Raw genomic sequence first — 19,286 nt, 5'->3', positions numbered from 1 at the left:
ACCGCTCTTTTTTATTATCATTATCTTATCGTTTTGATTTAACGAGTTTTTCAGTAAGTTCGTAAGCACGAAGTTTCGCTAATTCTTTAGAAAGTTTAGCTACAAGTAAATCATGATCTACATCAACTGCGTGATTCACAATATTTTCTTCCGCCTTACGTTTCGCTTCACGAATACGATCTGCATCTAACTCGCTACCGCGAATTGCAACATCGGCAAGTACCGTTACTACTTTAGGTTGAACTTCTAAGAAGCCGCCCGAAACATAGATAACTTCTTCATTGCCATCTTCAAGGGTAAATTTAACAATCCCAGGCTTAATCGCCGTCATCAAAGGAGTGTGGTTTGGTAAAATACCTAGTTCACCTTCCACACCTGTTGCTTGGATTTGTTTCACAGCACCTTCAAAGATTTTTCGCTCTGCGCTGACTATTATTAGGTTAAATGTCGCCATTTTTGTTCTCCTTCAAATGACTTGAAGTGATTACATATTTTTGGCTTTTTCTAGCGCTTCGTCGATTGTACCGACCATGTAGAACGCTTGTTCTGGAATATGATCGTATTCGCCGTTTAAAATACCTTTAAAGCCGCGGATAGTTTCTTTTAAAGAAACGTATTTACCTGGAGTACCGTTGAATACCTCAGCAACGAAGAATGGTTGTGATAAGAAACGTTCAATTTTACGTGCACGTGCTACCACAAGTTTGTCATCTTCAGATAACTCGTCCATACCAAGAATTGCGATAATATCTTTCAATTCTTTATAACGTTGTAAGATACCTTGTACGCCACGCGCTACATCATAGTGCTCTTGACCAACAACGAGTGGGTCTAATTGGCGTGAAGTTGAATCTAATGGGTCAACCGCAGGATAAATACCTAAAGACGCAATTTGACGACTTAATACAACTGTTGAGTCTAAGTGCGCGAAGGTTGTTGCCGGAGATGGGTCAGTTAAGTCATCCGCAGGTACGTATACCGCTTGTACAGAGGTGATAGAACCTGTTTTGGTTGAAGTGATACGTTCTTGTAACACACCCATTTCTTCTGCTAATGTCGGTTGGTAACCTACCGCAGATGGCATACGACCTAATAACGCAGACACTTCAGTACCAGCAAGGGTATAACGGTAGATATTATCCACGAAGAATAATACATCACGACCTTCGTCACGGAATTTTTCAGCCATAGTTAAACCGGTTAACGCAACACGTAAACGGTTACCTGGTGGCTCATTCATTTGTCCGTAAACCAATGATACTTTATCTAATACGTTAGAATCTTTCATCTCATGATAGAAGTCGTTACCTTCACGAGTACGCTCACCCACACCCGCAAAAACAGAGTAACCTGAGTGTTCGATCGCGATATTACGGATTAATTCCATCATGTTAACGGTTTTACCTACACCCGCACCACCGAATAGACCCACTTTACCACCTTTTGCGAATGGACAAATTAAGTCGATAACTTTGATACCAGTTTCTAATAATTCCATACTATTAGATTGTTCTTCGTAGCTTGGTGCTGGACGATGGATAGCCCAATTTTCTTCCGCGCCAATTTCACCTTGCTCATCGATTGGTTCACCCAATACGTTCATAATACGGCCTAGCGTTTTAGTCCCTACTGGAACTTGAATTGGGTTACCCGTATTTTCTACTTTTAAGCCACGTTTTAAGCCGTCAGATGTACCTAATGCGATACAGCGAACTACACCGCCACCTAATTGTTGTTGAACTTCAAGGGTTAAACCTGATTCAACTTTTAATGCATCGTAAACTTTTGGTACTGCATCTTGTGGGAATTCAACGTCAATCACCGCACCGATGATTTGTACAATTTTTCCTGCTGACATTACCGTTCCTCTTTCATTAAATCGCTGCCGCGCCGGCGACGATTTCGTTTAATTCATTTGTAATACTTGCTTGACGGGCTTTATTGTAAACTAATCGCAAGTCATTGATTAAATTACCTGCATTATCAGTTGCCGCTTTCATTGCTACCATTCTAGCAGCTTGCTCGGAAGCAAGGTTATCTACCACAGATTGATACACTTGTGATTCCAAATAACGAGTAAGCAAACTGTCTAATAAGACTTTTGGCTCAGGCTCGTAAAGGTAATCCCAGGTGCTTTGTCTTTGCTCTAAATTATCGGTTTTTAATGCCGGTAATGGTATTAATTGTTGATAAACAGGTTTTTGTGCCATTGTATTAACGAATTTATTGTAGGCAATATAAATTGCATCTACTTCTTCGTCTTTATAGCTACCAAACATACCGTTTGCAACACCAATTAAGTCTTCCATTGTCGGATTATCACCCAAACCGGAAAGTTGTGCACGAACAGGTAATCCTAATGAACGGAAGAAACTAATGCCTTTTGAGCCAATTAAACCCAATTCAACATTAACTCCTTTATCTTTCCATTGTTTGATTTCTGTCATTACGGTTTTAAACAAGTTAATATTCAAACCACCACACATTCCGCGGTCAGTCGAGACCACTAAGATCCCGACTTTTTTCACTTCGCGTTGAATTAAAAATGGGTGTTTATAACCAACACTTGCTTTAGAGACGTGGCTGATAACATTTCGTATTGTTTCAGAATACGGACGAGAAGCTGACATACGATCCTGCGTTTTACGCATTTTCGAGGTCGCCACCATTTCCATTGCCTTTGTAATTTTTTGTGTACTTTGTACACTGGCAATTTTGGTTTTTATCTCTTTTGCACCTGCCATCTTATTTCTCCGTTACTTTTACCACGCGCTGTTGGCTTTAAAGTTATCCAAAATCGCTTTCAATGATGCTTTAACTTCATCATTGTAATTACCGGTTTTGGTCAATTCAGCCATAAACTCGCTGTGGTTACGGCGAGCGTAATCTAAAAGTGCGGCTTCAAAACTTGCAATTTTTTGCAATTCCACATCTTCTAAATAGCCAAACTCAACCGCGAAAAGCAACACAGATTGCTCTGCTACGCTAAGCGGTACATATTGTTTTTGTTTCAATAATTCAGTGACTTTTTCACCGTGAGAAAGTTGTTTGCGGGTAGCATCATCAAGGTCAGATGCGAACTGAGCAAACGCCGCTAATTCACGATATTGAGCTAATGCAGTACGGATACCACCAGCTAATTTTTTCACTACTTTAGTTTGTGCAGAACCACCCACACGAGATACCGAAATACCTGGGTTTACCGCTGGACGAATACCAGAGTTAAATAAGTTAGATTCTAAGAAAATCTGACCATCGGTAATCGAAATTACGTTGGTTGGAACGAATGCTGAAACGTCACCTGCTTGAGTTTCAATAATTGGAAGAGCGGTTAAAGAACCAGTTTTTCCTTTTACTGCACCTTGAGTGAATTTTTCTACGTATTCTTCATTTACACGTGCTGCACGTTCAAGTAAACGTGAGTGTAGATAGAATACATCACCTGGATAGGCTTCACGACCTGGTGGACGACGTAATAATAATGAAATTTGACGATAAGCAACGGCTTGTTTTGACAAGTCATCGTAAACGATTAACGCATCTTCACCGCGATCACGGAAATATTCACCCATTGCACAACCGGCATAAGGCGCTAAATATTGTAAAGCAGCTGATTCAGATGCAGATGCCGCAACAACGATTGTGTTTTCAAGCGCACCGTGCTCTTCTAATTTACGCACTACGTTTGCAATAGTCGACGCTTTTTGACCGATCGCGACATAGATACATTTAATACCTGAATCACGTTGGTTAATGATTGCGTCGATTGCTAATGCTGTTTTACCAGTTTGACGGTCACCGATGATTAACTCACGTTGACCACGACCGATTGGAACCATTGAGTCAACTGCTTTATAACCAGTCTGTACTGGTTGATCAACAGATTTACGATCAATAACACCTGGCGCAATAACTTCAACAGGAGAGAAACCATCGTTTTCAATTTCACCTTTACCATCGATTGGTTGACCAAGTGTATTAACCACACGACCTAATAAATCACGACCAACTGGTACTTCAAGAATACGGCCAGTACATTGTACTTCCATACCTTCCGCTAAATCTGCGTAAGGACCCATTACTACCGCACCAACAGAATCACGTTCAAGGTTAAGTGCCATTGCGTAACGGTTGCCTGGTAAGGCGATCATTTCGCCTTGCATCACATCGCTTAAGCCATGAATACGAATAATCCCGTCACTTACAGAAACAATTGTCCCTGTATTACGGGCTTCGCTCACCACGTCAAATTGAGCGATGCGTTTTTTAATCAATTCACTAATTTCAGTTGAATTTAGTTGCATCTTGTATTCCTCTTATAATTGCAACTCATTTGAGAGACGAGCAAGTTGTCCACGACTACTTCCGTCAATCACAAAATCTTCTGTACGAATCACTACACCGGCAATCAGTGAGCTATCTACATTGCAATTTAATTTCACTTTGCGAGCTAATCTTTTTTCCATTGCAGCTGCAATTTTTTCGATTTGTGTTGCATTCAATGGTTGTGCAGAAGTTACTTCAACTTCTGCAATAGCTTGATGTTCTTCCACATAATGTTTAAATTCTTCAAACACGGTAGGAATCGCACTCAAACGCTTATTTTCAGCCATTAACCGAATAAGATTTTGCCCATATTGATCCAATTGTTCGCCACAAATAGAAATTACTGTATTAGCTAATTTCTGTGCAGAAAGAGAACTACTTAAGTAAGCTTTTACCGCTTCATCTTCAGCTACGGCAGCAGCGAAACCTAACATTTCAGTCCATTTTTCGACCGCACTTTGTTCAATGGCAAAGTCGAATGCAGCTTTTGCATAAGGGCGAGCTATTGTAGTTAATTCTGACATAAGCTAAGCCTCTTATAACTCTGCAACTAATTTATCAATAATGTCATTGTTTGCCGCTTCGTCAATAGAACGACCCACAATTTTCTCAGCACCAGCCACTGCTAATGAAGCCACTTTAACACGTAATTCTTCTTGAACACGTTTACGTTCTGCTTCTACTTCAGCATAACCTTGAGCAATAATTTTTGCTTTCAGTTCTTCGGCTTCTGCCTTCACTTCGTCTAACACTTCATTGCGACGTTTATTCGCAGCATCTAAAATCTCTTGAGCTTGTACTTTTGCAGATAAAAGTTCTTGTTCCACAAGATTTTTAGTATCTGCTTGCTCTTTTTTCGCTGCTTCAGCTGACGCTAACGCGTTCGCAATTTGGCTCTGACGTTCCTCAATTGCTTTAATAATTGGTGGCCATACATATTTAACACAAAACCATACAAAGATGATAAATGCTATAGTTTGGCCAATTAATGTTGCATTAATATTCACAACATACCCCCTTCTTTAATAGGCTGTTTGTTGTTTATTAACCTAATAATGAGGCAAATGGGTTTGCAAATGCAAAGTACAAGCCGATACCAACTGCAATCATAGCAATCGCATCCAATAGACCTGCAACGATAAACATTTTTGTAAGTAGTGAGTTAGCTAATTCAGGTTGGCGAGCTGCAGATTCTAGGTATTTACCACCTAAAAGACCGAAGCCAATTGCAGTACCTAAAGCAGCAAAAGCAAGCATAATCGCAGATGCAATAATTGTTGCACTAATTACAGTTTCCATAAGATTTCTCCAAGTTGAGTTAAGGCTTTCGCCCGGTTTGTTAATAAAAAAGTTAATTAATGTTCGGCTTTGTTATAAGCGATACTGAGATAAACAACAGTTAACATCATGAAAACAAAGGCTTGCAACGTTATAACCAAAATATGGAATATAGCCCAAACTAAATGCAATGGCACTCCCATAGCAGCAACGAAAGCATTAGCTGAATACATCACTGCGATAAGAATGAAAATCAACTCACCAGCATACATATTACCGAACAAACGTAAAGCAAGAGAGACTGGTTTTGAAATTAAAGTAACAGACTCTAATAGTAAGTTTACGGGAATAAAAGCCCAATGATTAAAAGGATGTAACGTATATTCTTTAACCAATCCTGTAATACCTTTAGATTTCACGGTATAAAACAGAATTAGAATAAATACAGAAATAGACATTGCGAAGGTCATGTTCATATCTGTAGTAGGCACGGCACGTACAGGAATATGATGATCTCCGCTAATTAAAGCAAAAAGTTGAGGGATGTAATCAACAGGTACAAGGTCAATTGCATTCATGATAAACACCCAAACGAAGATAGTTAATGCTAATGGCGCAATAACCCCTCGTTTTCCATGATAGTTTTCACGAACGACACCATCTATCCATTCTACAGCCATTTCAACTGCACACTGCAATTTTCCTGGAACACCGGTTGTCGTTTTTTTAGCTACTTTATAAAAAATACCAATAAAAACTAAACCGCAAACGATAGAAAAGAAAAATGTATCTAAATTAAAGGCCCAAAATCCTTCCCCTGTGGTTAGGTAAGTCAAATGGTGCTGGATATACTCAATCGAGGTTTGTCCTGACATAATAAATACCCTGTATAAAAAATAATAAAATGGATGCTGTTTTATCTAAACAAAAAAGGAAGCAAATTATTCAATAATAATGCCACCATAAAACCGCTAAAAAACAGTAAAAAATTAGTAATTTCAAACCATTTAAAAAAGGTTATAACCAACAAAATAGTGAATAGAAACTTAACTACTTCAGCAAGATAAAATGCCTTTAATTTTGTTGAAAAATCTTGTTTGCGAAAAAAAACAATATAAGCAAAAGCACAAAATGGTACAAAAGCACTGATAAATCCTAAACTGAAATCTACCGCACTTTCACCTTGCCAAATTGCAAGGAATACCCCAAAAACAACAAGACAAACCGACTCAATGATTATCGCCTTTTGATATCGATTTTTAGCCTGTGTTAAAACCTTAGACATTATCTTATTTTTTTAAAATACAAAAACCATCTAATTATACCCGTGCTACAAAGAGTTTCAACTTTTAAACCACTAAAAAATGTTAAACAAATCACACTTTTAAAAAAATATTCACAAAATCGTCACAAAAAAAGTGTGTTTTATCGTAAAACGATTAAATGTCGTTCACCTACAAGCTCAGGAACATGTAAAGTTATTACGTCTTTTACTTCGAATTTTTTGTCTAATTCTTGAACTTCATCTTCGTGATAAATGCCTTTCAAGGCATAAAAATATCCATCTTTCTTTGGCAAATGATGACACCAATCTGTCATATCTTTTAACGAAGCAAATGCACGACTTAGTACACCGTCGAATTTTTGTTCAGGTTGGTATTCCTCAACGCGGCTAAGAACAGGTTCTACATTTGTTAGTCCTAACTCACGTACTGCATTTCGAATAAAGCTAATACGCTTACCTAAACTATCTAACAAGACAAATTGTTTGGTAGGATTAATAATGGCTAAAGGCAGACCTGGCAAGCCTGGACCGGTTCCTACATCAATAAAACGATCCCCTTGTAAATAAGGACTAACAACAATACTATCCAAGATATGTTTCACTAACATTTCCTGTGGATCACGCACAGAGGTTAAGTTATAGGCTTTATTCCATTTATTGAGTAATTGTACTAACTGAATCAGTTGATCTTTTTGTAGATCTGTTAATTGGATTTCTGCTTGAGTCAGTAAATTTTCGAGTTTTGCTTTCATTTTTCTATCTATCTTGTCTGTTTGTCGTCATTCTACTTGAAAATGCCTACCTTGAAACATTATTTCTTCTGGCTTGCCAAAATATTCCCTAAATTTGTTTCCAACCAATCCACTAACTCAAACATCTTATTAGAAGCCTCTGCTCCAAATTCTGTTAATGTGTAATCTACTTGTGGTGGCACAGTATTATAGGATTTACGAATTAACATTCCATCTGCTTCTAACTCTTGTAGTGTTTTTGTCAACATACGTTCGCTAACACCATCAATAGCACGACGGAGTTCACTAAAACGTTTTGTGCCAGAATTCAAAGTGACTAATACCAATGCTCCCCAGCGGCTTGTTAAATGCTGCAAAATTTGGCGAGATGGACAAGCTGAAGCTAATACATTGCCCCGATCAAAAATTTTTTCCATTTTTAATTCCTTATAAATCAATTAATTAAAAAATATTTTTAAACTTTTCTAAAACTTACATTTTTGTAAGTACTTCCTAAAAGTAAGTTTTAAAAATATAATACGCCACATCAAGCGAACAATCAAATTGTTCAAACACAACTTAAACTTAGCGAGAAGGAAAACCTTATGACAACTAAAACTATCGCAATTACTGGTGCAACAGGTCAATTCGGCGCAATCGCCCTAAACTTATTAAAAGCAAAACACTCAAACGTCATCGCTCTTGTGCGTAATCCTGCAAAAATTTCAGATGTAGAAGCCCGCAAATTTGATTATTCAAAAACAGAAGGGCAAGTAGAGGCATTACAAGGCGTGGATACGTTAATTTTGGTGTCAAGCAATGAAATCGGTCAGCGTTTTGTACAGCACAACAACGTGATTGAAGCGGCAAAAAAAGCAGGCGTGAAACACATTATTTACACCAGCTTACTCGGTGCCACTAACGACAATACGGTAAAATCCCTTGCCGGTGAATACGTTGAAACCGAAGCCGCATTAAAAGCCTCCGGTATCATTTACACCATTTTACGCAATGGCTGGTACACAGAGAACTATACCGCGTCCATCCCAGCAGCGTTGGCAAACAATGCTTTCTACGGTTCAGCAAAAAACGGCAAAATTTCGTCTGTACTCCGTGCAGAACTTGCTGAAGTAGCGGTAAATGTTGCATTAAGTGAAGGTCATGAAAACCAAACTTACGAGCTTGCCGGATCAACCAGCTGGACGTTAGCCGACCTTGCCGCAGAAATCAGCAAACAAACAGGTAAAGATATCCCTTACGTGGATATTCCTGCAGCAGATTATGCCGCAGCACTTGTGCAAGCAGGATTAAATGAAGGCTTTGCAGGCTTAATTGCACAATGGGATGTAGATGCGTCAAACGGTGCATTATTCTCAGAAGACAAAACCCTTGAGAAATTGCTTGGACGTCCAACAGCAGGATTGGATGTAGCAGTGAAACAAGCTCTCGATCACTAATAACTTTTTTAAGTTAAGCCTATAAAAAAAGTGCGGTCAAAATTAACCGCACTTTTCATTTCTAAACATTATTCACCGCGTTTTAGCATACCTTGTTTTTTCAAATTCACCAGAATAATTGAAATTGCCGCAGGAGTAATGCCTGAAATTCGGCTCGCTTGGCCAATTGAAACAGGACGATGTTGTTCTAACTTCGCACGTACTTCATTAGATAAACCAGACACTTTGCTGTAATCAAAGTTAGCCGGGATAGCTGTATTTTCGTGGCGTTTTTGTTTTTCAATTTCTTCTTGTTGATGCTCAATATAGCCTTGATACTTAATGGCAATTTCCACTTGTTCTACGGCCTCTCTATCTTCCATTGCAGGTTTGTATGGCGTTAAAGAAGTTAAAATATCGTAGGTCATTTCTGGACGGCGTAATAAATCTTCACCGTTGGCTTCACGCACAAGTGGACTGCCAAGTACTTTATTCGCTTCTTCTAAATATTCAGAACGCGGATGCAACCAAATGCTGCGTAAGCGTTGACGTTCTTGCTCAATATTTTCCATTTTTTGATTAAAGCGTGCCCAGCGAGCCTCATCAATCAAACCTAATTCATGGGCAATTGGCGTTAAACGAATGTCTGCATTGTCTTCACGTAATAACAAACGGTATTCTGCACGAGAAGTAAATACGCGATATGGTTCTTTGGTACCAAGCGTACAAAGGTCATCAACCAATACACCAGTATAGGATTGATCGCGACGTGGATACCATGCTTCTTTCTCTTGTACATAAAGACCTGCATTAATCCCCGCCAATAAGCCTTGTGCTGCTGCTTCTTCGTAACCGGTTGTACCATTAATCTGACCCGCAAAGAATAAACCCGAAATCGATTTAGTTTCTAACGTTGGTTTTAAGTCACGCGGATCAAAATAATCATATTCAATGGCATAACCTGGTTTGATAATACGCGCTTTTTCCAAACCTTTCATCGAATTCACAATGCCCAATTGCACGTCAAACGGTAAACTGGTAGAAATCCCGTTTGGATACACTTCATTACTGGTTAAGCCTTCTGGTTCCAAATAGATTTGATGTGAATTACGATCCGCAAAACGTATCACTTTATCTTCAATAGATGGACAATAACGCGGACCGATTCCTTCAATCACACCGGTATACATTGGACTACGATCCAAGTTATTACGGATCACTTCATGAGTTTGTTCATTAGTATGGGTGATATAACAAGGAATTTGTTGAGGGTGATCATCCACTGATCCCATAAAAGAGAACACAGGCAACACCTCATCACCATGCTGTTTAGCTAAAATATCAAAATTGATTGTACGTGCATCAATACGCGGTGGTGTACCGGTTTTTAAACGATCAACGCGTAAATTCAAATCACGTAAACGATGAGAAAGTGTAACGGATGCCGGATCACCAGCTCGACCGCCTTCATAATGTTCTAAACCAATATGGATCTTACCCGCTAAAAAAGTACCGGCAGTTAAAACCACCGATTTAGCACGGAATTTAAGCCCCATTTTGGTTTCCACACCACAAACGCAATCTTGCTCAACTAAAATATCGGTTACTTCTTGTTGGAAAATATCTAAATTAGGTTGATTCTCTAGTGCGATGCGTACAGCTTGACGGTATAACACGCGGTCAGCTTGAGCACGAGTTGCGCGTACAGCAGGCCCTTTACTGCTGTTTAAAGTACGAAATTGAATCCCCGCCTTATCTGCAGCATGCGCCATTAAACCGCCCATGGCATCCACTTCTTTCACTAAATGGCCTTTACCAATACCACCAATAGCGGGGTTACATGACATTTGTCCAAGGGTATCAACGTTATGTGTCAATAACAGGGTTTTTAATCCCATGCGTGCTGGTGCCAATGCGGCTTCTGTCCCAGCATGACCGCCACCAACAACGATCACATCATAATTTTCGGTGTAAAACATATCTCTCTCTTCGTCTTCAATTTGATCTTCGATCTAAAAATAGGCGCTATTCTACTGAAAATTCCGTGTGCTTGAAAGCAAGAATTCAATCTGTGATGAGAGAAGATCGAGAGATAATAAAGATAAGATCTATTTATATATAAAGATCTTATTATTGTTACTATTAGGATCCTTTTACACTGTGAATAAGATCCTTTTCCTTTTTTAAATGAAGACGTTTGATCATTTTAGACTGTGTTGAAATGTCATCAGTTTGACGTTTTTTTCTTGTGGATAACCTTCAATTTTATCCACAGTTAAAACAACCCTTATATTTATTCAGTGGAAAAGAACATGTTTTTGACAGGTTTTATTAAAGTTATCCACAGGTAATTTTTTTTGATAATGGATAAAGAAAAAGCGATAACTCAAATTATCGCTTTATTATGACTAAAGTGCATTTATAAATTGTGGCAGCCAATCTTCCGCAAATTGTTCTTGATCATCAACATGCAAGACATCTATTTTTAAACTCTCACAGATTTTGACCGCACTTTTTTTACTTAATTGTGTTTCGACTTTATTTACGGCATGACAGAATGTATCGTAATCTGAATTACCTAAGCCTACAACGGCAAAGCGGAGGGAAGATAAATCTTTATCTGATGCCGCAATTTGTTCAAAAAGTGGTTTTAAATTATCAGGTAATTCACCTGCACCATGTGTTGAAGTGACGATCAACCAAATATTTTCATCAATCACCTCATCAAGTTCTGGTCCGTGGAAAAGTGCGGTAGAAAAACCTTGAGTTTTTAGCACATCTTCTAAATGCTCCGCCACATATTCAGCGCCGCCTAAGGTGCTGCCTGAAATTACGCAAATATTCATATTGTTTCCTAATAATAAAAAAAAGGCTTAGATTTTCTAAGCCTTTATAGTCATTACACGTTGTCGAATTTACCCAACAATGAACGAATATGTTCTTGCCAGTTGCGGTGCTCATTTTTAAGTTGCTCATTTTCATTTCGCAAGGCTTCTACTGATTGTTGAGATTGATTTTTTTGTTCTTTTAACTCTTCTACTTCAAGTTGAAGTAATTGAATCGTTTCTACTGCTTGTTTAATTTTTTCTTCAAGCTGATCTAAAATTTCTAAAGACATAGTGATTTCCTTTTTTAAAATAAGTCCGAAATGGCTTTATTCTACCCACTTAATCCTATTTTTAAAAGCCTATTGTCAAAATTTATTATGCAAACGTTTGCTTAGTGATAAAATAACGAGACTTTTTGCATTGGGAGAGAAAAATGAATCGTGCATTAGCTATTGAATTTTCAAGAGTAACCGAAGCAGCTGCATTAGCGGCTTATACTTGGCTTGGACGTGGTAATAAAAATGCGGCGGATGATGTAGCAGTCAAAGCCATGCGTTATATGCTGAATTTAATCCATATGGACGGTGAAATTGTGATTGGTGAAGGGGAAATTGACGAAGCACCAATGCTTTATATTGGCGAAAAAGTAGGGTCAGGTAATGGTGAACTCGTTTCTATTGCGGTTGATCCAATTGATGGCACAAGAATGACCGCAATGGGCCAATCAAATGCCATTTCAGTATTGGCAGCTGGTGGTAAACGTACCTTCTTAAAAGCGCCTGATATGTATATGGAAAAATTAGTCGTCGGTCCTGAAGTGAAAGGCATGATTGATTTAAGTTTACCGATTGAACAAAATCTTCGTCGAGTGGCTTCTCGTTTAGGTAAATCTTTATCGGATTTAACCGTGATGGTGCTCGCTAAGCCACGTCACGATGAAATGATTAAACAAATGCATAATCTAGGTATTCGCGTGATGGCTATTCCAGATGGTGATGTGGCGGCTTCGGTTTTATGTTGTTTACCAGATGCTGAAGTGGATATGGTTTATGGCATTGGCGGTGCACCTGAAGGTGTGGCTGCAGCTGCCGCAATTCGTGCATTAGGTGGAGATATGCAAGCTCGTCTTATTCCACGCAATGAAGTGAAAGGTGATACAGAAGAAAACCGTAAAATTGCCACTGAAGAAGTTCAACGTTGTGAAGCATTAGGCGTGAAGGTTAATGAAATCTTAAAATTAGAAGATTTAGTACGTGATGATAACCTTGTTTTTGCTGCAACGGGAATTACGCACGGTGAATTGCTTAAAGGGATTTCTCGTCGTGGTAACTTGGCCACCACAGAAACTTTATTAATCCGTGGTAAATCACGCACTATTCGTAAAATCCAATCCATCCATTATCTCGATAGAAAAGATGCTGAAATCTATGAGATTTTAAGAAATTAGTGAAAATAAAAGAGCGGTCATAAAAAACAATGAATTTTTTGACAGCTCTTTTTTATTTCTTACAGCATTTTCTTCAATTGATACAAATAAGCTAAGGCTTGTTTTGGACTTAATTCATCTGGATCAAGCTGCTCAATGGCTTCGCGTAAAGCATCAGGCTCTGCCTCAAAAGCCAATTCACCTTGATGTTGATTTAACGCTCTTAAATGTTGAATTTGTTGATCACCATTTTGTGCCGACAATTTTTCTAACTGATGTAATTTTTGCTTCGCTAGTTTAATAACAGATTGAGGTACACCTGCCAGCGCTGCAACAGCAAGACCATAACTTTTACTTGCCGCACCGTCTTGAACGGCATGCATAAAGGCAATAGTATTATTGTGTTCTAATGCATCTAAATGAATATTGGCAATGCCTTCTATTTGTTCTGGCAGCGCAGTGAGTTCAAAATAATGGGTCGCAAATAACGTAAGCGAACGAGTTTTCTTCGCTAACCATTCAGCACAGGCCCAAGCTAAAGAAAGCCCATCATAAGTAGAGGTTCCGCGTCCAATTTCATCAATAAGAACCAAACTTTGTGAAGTAGCTTGATGAAGAATATTCGCCATTTCTGTCATTTCCACCATAAATGTAGAACGACCAGAGGCTAAATCATCAGAGGCACCAATTCGAGTAAAAATACGATCAATTTGCCCAATAACCGCGCTATCAGCTGGCACAAAACTGCCTATATAGGCCATTAACGTAATTAAAGCTGTTTGACGCATATAGGTACTTTTACCACCCATATTTGGGCCTGTAATAATCAGTAAATGACGTTGCTGATTGAGATTAACAGGGTTGGCAATAAAAGGGTCTTTTAAAACTTGCTCCACTACAGGATGTCGACCATTTTCAATTTTTACGCCAATTTCATCGCTAAATTGTGGTGCAACATAATTTAAGGTTTCTGCTCGTTCTGCGAGATTAACAAGTACATCCAATTCAGACAATGCCAAACTGGCTAATTGTAATTGACCTAAATGTGGCAATAATAAATCAAATAATTCATCATAAAGTTGCTTTTCTAAAGCAAGCGCCGCGCCTTTTGACTTTAAAACCTTATCTTCGTATTCTTTTAATTCAGGAATAATGTAACGTTCGGCATTTTTTAAAGTTTGACGGCGAACATAATGAATCGGTGCTTTATGGGCTTGTCCTTGGCTGATTTGAATATAATAGCCATGCACCGCATTAAAGCCAATTTTTAAGGTATCAATGCCCGTGCTTTCTCGTTCGCGTTGTTCTAAATTTTCTAAATATTGTGTTGCGCCAGCGGAAAGGGTTCGCCATTCATCTAATTCGGCATTATAGCCTTCAGCAATAACGCCACCATCGCGAATTAATAACGGAGGAGTTTCAATAATTGCTTTTTGAAGTAGCTCGATTTGCGCGGAAAAATCACCAATTTGCGTGGAAAGTGCGGTCAAATTTGATGATGTTTTTGTATGAATCAGCGATTTTATCGGTTCAATTTGTTCTAATGCGGTACGTAAACGTGTGAGATCGCGAGGACGTGCAGAACGCAGTGCTACACGGGCAAGAATCCGTTCCATATCGCCCACTTGTTGCAAATAAGGCTGCAATTCGTGATACAAATCTTGCTCAATAATTTCACCAATCGTTTTTTGGCGTTTTAATAGAATGTCTGTTTGACGGATAGGTTGATGAATCCAACGTTTTAACAAACGGCTGCCCATTGGCGTAACACATTTATCTAATACTGAAGCAAGCGTATTTTCTGTGCCACCTGCAAGATTTTGAGTGAGTTCTAAATTTCGGCGTGTTGCAGCATCTAATTGAATATTATCGTTATTTTGAATGACACTGATGCTTTGAATGTGTGGCAGAGAAGCACGTTGTGTTTCTTTTGCATATTGCAATAAACAGCCTGCTGCTGCCAAGCCAAGAGGTGATTTTTCTACACCAAATGCACGTAAATCTTTTGTACCAAATTGACGATTAAGTTCGGAAATCGCCGTACTAAGTTCAAATTCCCAAATAGGACGACGACGTAGGCCTTTATAATGTTCGATAATGGCCATTTCGGCAAAATCTTCACAATAAAGTAATTCTACGGGATTAATACGCTGTAATTCAGCTTGTAAGGCTTCTTTTGAATGAGGTTCACAAAGCTGAAAACGTCCAGATGTCATGTCTAATGTGGCTAGACCAAATTTTTCTTTTTCCTGATAAACGGCCACAATTAAGTTGTCTTGGCGTTCTGGTAAAAGGACTTCATCACTCACTGTACCTGGTGTCACAATTCGTACAATTTTGCGTTCAACCGGCCCTTTTGATGTGGCAGGATCACCCACTTGTTCACAAATGGCTACAGGTTCACCTAATTGCACTAATTTTGCTAAATAACCTTCTACCGCATGATAAGGCACGCCCGCCATGGGAATGGGATTACCTGCTGATTGTCCACGTTTAGTTAAAGAAATATCTAACAACGCTGCCGCTTTTTTTGCATCATCATAAAAAAGCTCATAAAAATCCCCCATTCGATAAAATAACAAAATGTCAGGATTTTCTGCTTTTAACTTGAGATATTGCTGCATCATCGGCGTATGTTGTTGGAAATTCTCTTCAAAAATCATCTATTTAATCCTTTTAATATATTGATTTTAAACAATATATATAAAATTTATTGTATCTAGTAGTTTCATTAGGTTTTATGAAGACTCACTAAATCCTATACTAAAATGTAGGTTTTTTTGTAGGTTTTTATAGCTTATAGTATAATATACATATAGCAAAAAATGGAATTTATCGGAATATTTTATGAGTAATGCTATGAAAAAGCCATTAACTACGAAAACTATTGAAATGATGAAGCCTAAAGATTTTGATAAAGCTGATATTGGTGAGTATTCAGGTCTAAGGGTAACTTGTGGTAAAACTGGTATAAAAACATTTTTTTATAGATATTCTAGCCCGATAACTAAAAAGCTAACTCAAGTAAAAATAGGCTCATTTCCTCAAACTAGCCTAGCAGAGGCAAGAAAGCAGCTAAAAGAGCTAAAACATATTCGTTTAGCTGGTCGCTGTCCTGCAACCGAATTAAAAGAATTTAAAAAAGAGCAAGCTCAAAAAGAAAGCCAGAAACTCTTTTATGTCAAAGATCTTGTTGAACTTTACTTATCGCAATATATTGAAGATCACTATAGTGAAAATGGTCGTTTAATAGTTGGAGCAAGAAAACCTAAAGGGCAAGATGAAGTTAGACGAACTTTATACAATGATGTAGTCATTCCATTTGGCGATAGATTAGCCTCTTCTATGACAAGAAAAGAAATCGCCGAACATATTACAAATATCGTGAACAATCGAGGTGCAAGCGTGCAAGCAGGAAGTGTTCTTAGAGAGTGGACTGCGGCATATCGTTTTGCTATTGGACTAGATAAATTTGATGAAAATTTTGTAAACCCTGCATTATTAGCAAAAGAAACGTTAAAAATGACAACCATTAAACTCACTAATAACAAAGGAACTAGAGCATTTGATCACCGTGAATTAGGGATATTCCTAAAATGGCTGAAAACATCAAGACTAACAGAAAAAATCCAAAACGTATTTCTACTTACATTACTCACAGGCTGTCGAACAGGGGAAATTTGCGCTATTGCTTGGGATGATATTGATTTAGAAATGAAGACAATTTTTCTTCGAGAAACTAAAACTGGCACATCTCGCTATGTTCAGCTATCTAATCAAACAGTAGATCTTCTTAAAACATTTGATCGTTCAACAAAATACTTATTTCAAATGCGATTACAAGAAAAGCCTATCCAACAAAAATACCTTACCGAAAGAACTTGGATACTTAGAAAAAGTGGGGCAATGTTAGACATTGAACATTGGTCGCCACACGATCTGCGTAGAACAGTTCGAACAGGTTTGGCGAGATTGGGGTGCCCGAATGAAGTTGGCGAGGCTATTCTAGGACATTCTAAGAAAGGAATTGAAGGCACTTATAATCTACATACTTACGATAAAGAATGTAAAATTTGGTTACAAAAATGGGCTGATTACCTAGATGATTTACTAACAGAGCAAAAATAGGCAGTTCCCTGCTTATTCTTTAATTTTCTGTTATGAGTAACTGCCGTTTTCCCAATTTTGATAGCTCAGATACAATACCTTCTGTTTCAAGCTGATCCATAATGTGAGCGGCTCGACTAAAGCTAAGGTTAAATTTGCGTTGAATTGCTGATATTGAAATAGTTTGAGTTTCAATTACCCATTTACGCACAATATCAAATAAGGGATCAAGCTCAGTCTTAACTGGCGAAAATACCTCTTCAGTGAAGATATTTTCTTGATATTGAGTTTGTCCGCACAGACGCCAAAAATCGGTTATCGCAACTATTTCTTCATCACTGATAAACGCACCGTGAATACGAGTTAAATCTGGAGAGCCTGATCCAGAATATAGCATATCACCTCGCCCTAACAATGTTTCCGCGCCACGCTGATCAAGAATAGTACAAGAATCTACCGCACTTGTCACGGTAAATGCAATACGACTAGGAATATTTGCCCGAATAACACCTGTAATAACATCGCTAGCAGGGCGTTGTGTGGCGAGAATTAAGTGAATCCCCACTGCTCTTGCTTTGTGTGCAATACGCACTATACATTCTTCCGTCTGCTGACCAGATGTCAGCATTAGATTGGCAAATTCATCAATAACGATCACAATATAAGGTAATGGACTAAATGTATCTTTAGCAATACCTTCCGCATTTAAACGGCAGATTTTCTGATTATAGCTTTCGATATTGCGCACTTCCCACAATGATAAAAGCTGATAGCGGCGTTCTATTTCATCTACGCACCATTTTAAGGCTTGCATGGCTTTTTTCATATCAGTGATAACAGGTGTAATGAGGTGAGGAATATCATTATAAGGTGATAATTCAACGATCTTCGGAGCAATTAATATCAATTTAAGTTGTTTTTCATCAAATCTTGATAATAGACTGATAAGAATAGTATTAATACAGACTGATTTTCCTGCTCCTGTACCTCCCCCAATCAAAAGATGAGGTGTCTTGGCTAAATCAATTACTACAGGATTGCCCTCTGGATTTACACCTAAAGCGATCGGTAACTTATCATTGCTATTAATAAAAACCTCGGAACCAATCACCTCTTTAAGTGAAATTGTATGGTGATTATTATGTGGAATTTCCAAAGATAGTATGCCAAATTCACTCGGAATCATTCTTACTGCACGAACATTCAATATTTTAGCCCATTTTGTCGGATCAGAAATTTGATTGATACTTTCCTTTTCTAAGCGATCAAATTCTAATTTGATATAGTAAGTTATTACCACCGGGCCAATAGAGTAGCTAATATTTGCATTTGTGATTCCAAACATAGATAACGCTTTCTTCATATCTGGCAATTTCACATTATAATGTCTATCCAATAAATCTGTCGGAAATAACAAATTATCTGAAAACATAAAAACCTCTGGGTTATTAATTAAAAGTCAAGATCGCTTTCATCAGGATCAACTTGATTGATATAGATCATTCGTTCAGCAATTCTATTGACTAATACACCATCAATCTTTTCTGTATAAGGATCATAAACTACTCCCTCAAAGTACCAATTTTCACCATCATTTATTATTTCTAACAACATTGATTCTTCTGTAACATTAGGTTTATTTGATCTTAGCTCTACTGAACAAGGATAAGTGAGCATATCTACTATGCCTTTAAACCAAACATAAGTATTAGGCTTTCCCTCTTGTTCATATTCAAACTTAATACTTAATTCTTTAGATTCACTTTCATACTTAATCCAGCAAGGTAGTGGTTCCCCCCATTCGGATTTATTACTACTATCTGAATATTCCATATATTCAGAAGTAATATTAAAATCATCTAATTGCAT

At 38.0% G+C, this 19,286-nt stretch carries 20 protein-coding genes; 3 read left to right on the top strand and 17 right to left on the bottom strand.

The window, feature by feature from the left end:
- Positions 1–25: 25 nt before the first annotated feature.
- From DPV95_RS07225 to DPV95_RS07175, 11 genes are all read right to left on the bottom strand, one after another.
- Positions 26–454: a F0F1 ATP synthase subunit epsilon gene (locus tag DPV95_RS07225; RefSeq protein WP_005699104.1), complete on the bottom strand. Its 429-nt coding sequence runs from the start codon at positions 452–454 to the stop codon at positions 26–28.
- A gap of 30 nt (positions 455–484) precedes the next feature.
- Entirely contained in the window at positions 485–1,858 is a 1,374-nt protein-coding gene (gene atpD / locus DPV95_RS07220; RefSeq protein WP_049366701.1) for a F0F1 ATP synthase subunit beta, read from the bottom strand.
- A 16-nt stretch (positions 1,859–1,874) separates the two neighbouring features.
- Positions 1,875–2,744 carry a F0F1 ATP synthase subunit gamma gene (gene atpG, locus DPV95_RS07215; RefSeq protein ID WP_005699311.1) on the bottom strand — a complete coding sequence of 290 codons (870 nt, stop codon included), beginning with the start codon at positions 2,742–2,744 and terminating at the stop codon, positions 1,875–1,877.
- 18 nt (positions 2,745–2,762) lie between these two features.
- Positions 2,763–4,304, bottom strand: coding sequence for a F0F1 ATP synthase subunit alpha (gene atpA / locus DPV95_RS07210; protein WP_111406880.1), 1,542 nt, complete (start codon positions 4,302–4,304; stop codon positions 2,763–2,765).
- 12 nt (positions 4,305–4,316) lie between these two features.
- Positions 4,317–4,850: a F0F1 ATP synthase subunit delta gene (atpH, locus tag DPV95_RS07205; RefSeq protein ID WP_111406879.1), complete on the bottom strand. Its 534-nt coding sequence runs from the start codon at positions 4,848–4,850 to the stop codon at positions 4,317–4,319.
- A 12-nt stretch (positions 4,851–4,862) separates the two neighbouring features.
- Complete coding sequence (gene atpF, locus DPV95_RS07200) at positions 4,863–5,333, bottom strand: F0F1 ATP synthase subunit B (protein ID WP_005699345.1); 471 nt, start codon at positions 5,331–5,333, stop codon at positions 4,863–4,865.
- A 37-nt stretch (positions 5,334–5,370) separates the two neighbouring features.
- Entirely contained in the window at positions 5,371–5,625 is a 255-nt protein-coding gene (gene atpE / locus DPV95_RS07195; RefSeq protein ID WP_005699353.1) for a F0F1 ATP synthase subunit C, read from the bottom strand.
- Between the two features lie 56 nt (positions 5,626–5,681).
- Positions 5,682–6,479, bottom strand: a complete 798-nt coding sequence (gene atpB / locus DPV95_RS07190) for a F0F1 ATP synthase subunit A (RefSeq protein ID WP_111406878.1) — start codon at positions 6,477–6,479, stop codon at positions 5,682–5,684.
- Between the two features lie 41 nt (positions 6,480–6,520).
- On the bottom strand, positions 6,521–6,889 hold the full coding sequence (locus DPV95_RS07185) for an ATP synthase subunit I (protein WP_005699282.1): 369 nt from the start codon (positions 6,887–6,889) through the stop codon (positions 6,521–6,523).
- Between the two features lie 140 nt (positions 6,890–7,029).
- The gene (rsmG, locus tag DPV95_RS07180; protein ID WP_111406877.1) at positions 7,030–7,641 is read right to left on the bottom strand and encodes a 16S rRNA (guanine(527)-N(7))-methyltransferase RsmG; all 612 of its coding nucleotides are present in this window, start codon (positions 7,639–7,641) and stop codon (positions 7,030–7,032) included.
- Positions 7,642–7,700: 59 nt separating this feature from the next.
- Positions 7,701–8,057: a winged helix-turn-helix transcriptional regulator gene (locus DPV95_RS07175; RefSeq protein ID WP_111406876.1), complete on the bottom strand. Its 357-nt coding sequence runs from the start codon at positions 8,055–8,057 to the stop codon at positions 7,701–7,703.
- A gap of 168 nt (positions 8,058–8,225) precedes the next feature.
- Here DPV95_RS07175 and DPV95_RS07170 point away from each other — a divergent pair, with 168 nt between their 5' ends.
- On the top strand, positions 8,226–9,077 hold the full coding sequence (locus DPV95_RS07170; RefSeq protein WP_111406875.1) for an SDR family oxidoreductase: 852 nt from the start codon (positions 8,226–8,228) through the stop codon (positions 9,075–9,077).
- Between the two features lie 68 nt (positions 9,078–9,145).
- On the opposite strand, the gene mnmG is transcribed toward DPV95_RS07170, so the two are convergent.
- From mnmG to zapB, 3 genes are all read right to left on the bottom strand, one after another.
- On the bottom strand, positions 9,146–11,035 hold the full coding sequence (mnmG, locus tag DPV95_RS07165) for a tRNA uridine-5-carboxymethylaminomethyl(34) synthesis enzyme MnmG (RefSeq protein WP_111406874.1): 1,890 nt from the start codon (positions 11,033–11,035) through the stop codon (positions 9,146–9,148).
- Positions 11,036–11,464: 429 nt separating this feature from the next.
- Positions 11,465–11,902: an FMN-binding protein MioC gene (gene mioC / locus DPV95_RS07160; RefSeq protein WP_049366707.1), complete on the bottom strand. Its 438-nt coding sequence runs from the start codon at positions 11,900–11,902 to the stop codon at positions 11,465–11,467.
- 53 nt (positions 11,903–11,955) lie between these two features.
- A complete protein-coding gene (gene zapB, locus DPV95_RS07155) occupies positions 11,956–12,174 on the bottom strand; it encodes a cell division protein ZapB (RefSeq protein ID WP_005699085.1) in 219 nt (72 codons plus the stop codon).
- 143 nt (positions 12,175–12,317) lie between these two features.
- Here zapB and glpX point away from each other — a divergent pair, with 143 nt between their 5' ends.
- A complete protein-coding gene (gene glpX / locus DPV95_RS07150) occupies positions 12,318–13,331 on the top strand; it encodes a class II fructose-bisphosphatase (RefSeq protein WP_049366708.1) in 1,014 nt (337 codons plus the stop codon).
- Positions 13,332–13,390: 59 nt separating this feature from the next.
- Here glpX and mutS read toward each other — a convergent pair whose 3' ends face one another.
- Positions 13,391–15,973 (bottom strand): DNA mismatch repair protein MutS, encoded by a 2,583-nt coding sequence (mutS, locus tag DPV95_RS07145; RefSeq protein WP_049366709.1) that lies wholly within the window; start codon positions 15,971–15,973, stop codon positions 13,391–13,393.
- Positions 15,974–16,157: 184 nt separating this feature from the next.
- Here mutS and DPV95_RS07140 point away from each other — a divergent pair, with 184 nt between their 5' ends.
- Entirely contained in the window at positions 16,158–17,438 is a 1,281-nt protein-coding gene (locus tag DPV95_RS07140) for a tyrosine-type recombinase/integrase (RefSeq protein ID WP_005699348.1), read from the top strand.
- Between the two features lie 19 nt (positions 17,439–17,457).
- On the opposite strand, the gene DPV95_RS07135 is transcribed toward DPV95_RS07140, so the two are convergent.
- Together DPV95_RS07135 and DPV95_RS07130 are read right to left on the bottom strand one after the other, a co-directional pair.
- Positions 17,458–18,849 (bottom strand): DNA translocase FtsK, encoded by a 1,392-nt coding sequence (locus DPV95_RS07135; protein ID WP_053087308.1) that lies wholly within the window; start codon positions 18,847–18,849, stop codon positions 17,458–17,460.
- A gap of 20 nt (positions 18,850–18,869) precedes the next feature.
- On the bottom strand, positions 18,870–19,286 hold the full coding sequence (locus tag DPV95_RS07130) for a hypothetical protein (RefSeq protein WP_049366710.1): 417 nt from the start codon (positions 19,284–19,286) through the stop codon (positions 18,870–18,872).

Origin of the sequence: Haemophilus parainfluenzae (genome assembly GCF_003252755.1) — a bacterium.
Taxonomy (GTDB): Bacteria; Pseudomonadota; Gammaproteobacteria; order Enterobacterales; family Pasteurellaceae; genus Haemophilus_D; species Haemophilus_D parainfluenzae_N.
The sequence above is the reverse complement of the archived record's forward strand: the minus strand, read 5'-3'. Positions and strand labels throughout refer to the sequence as shown.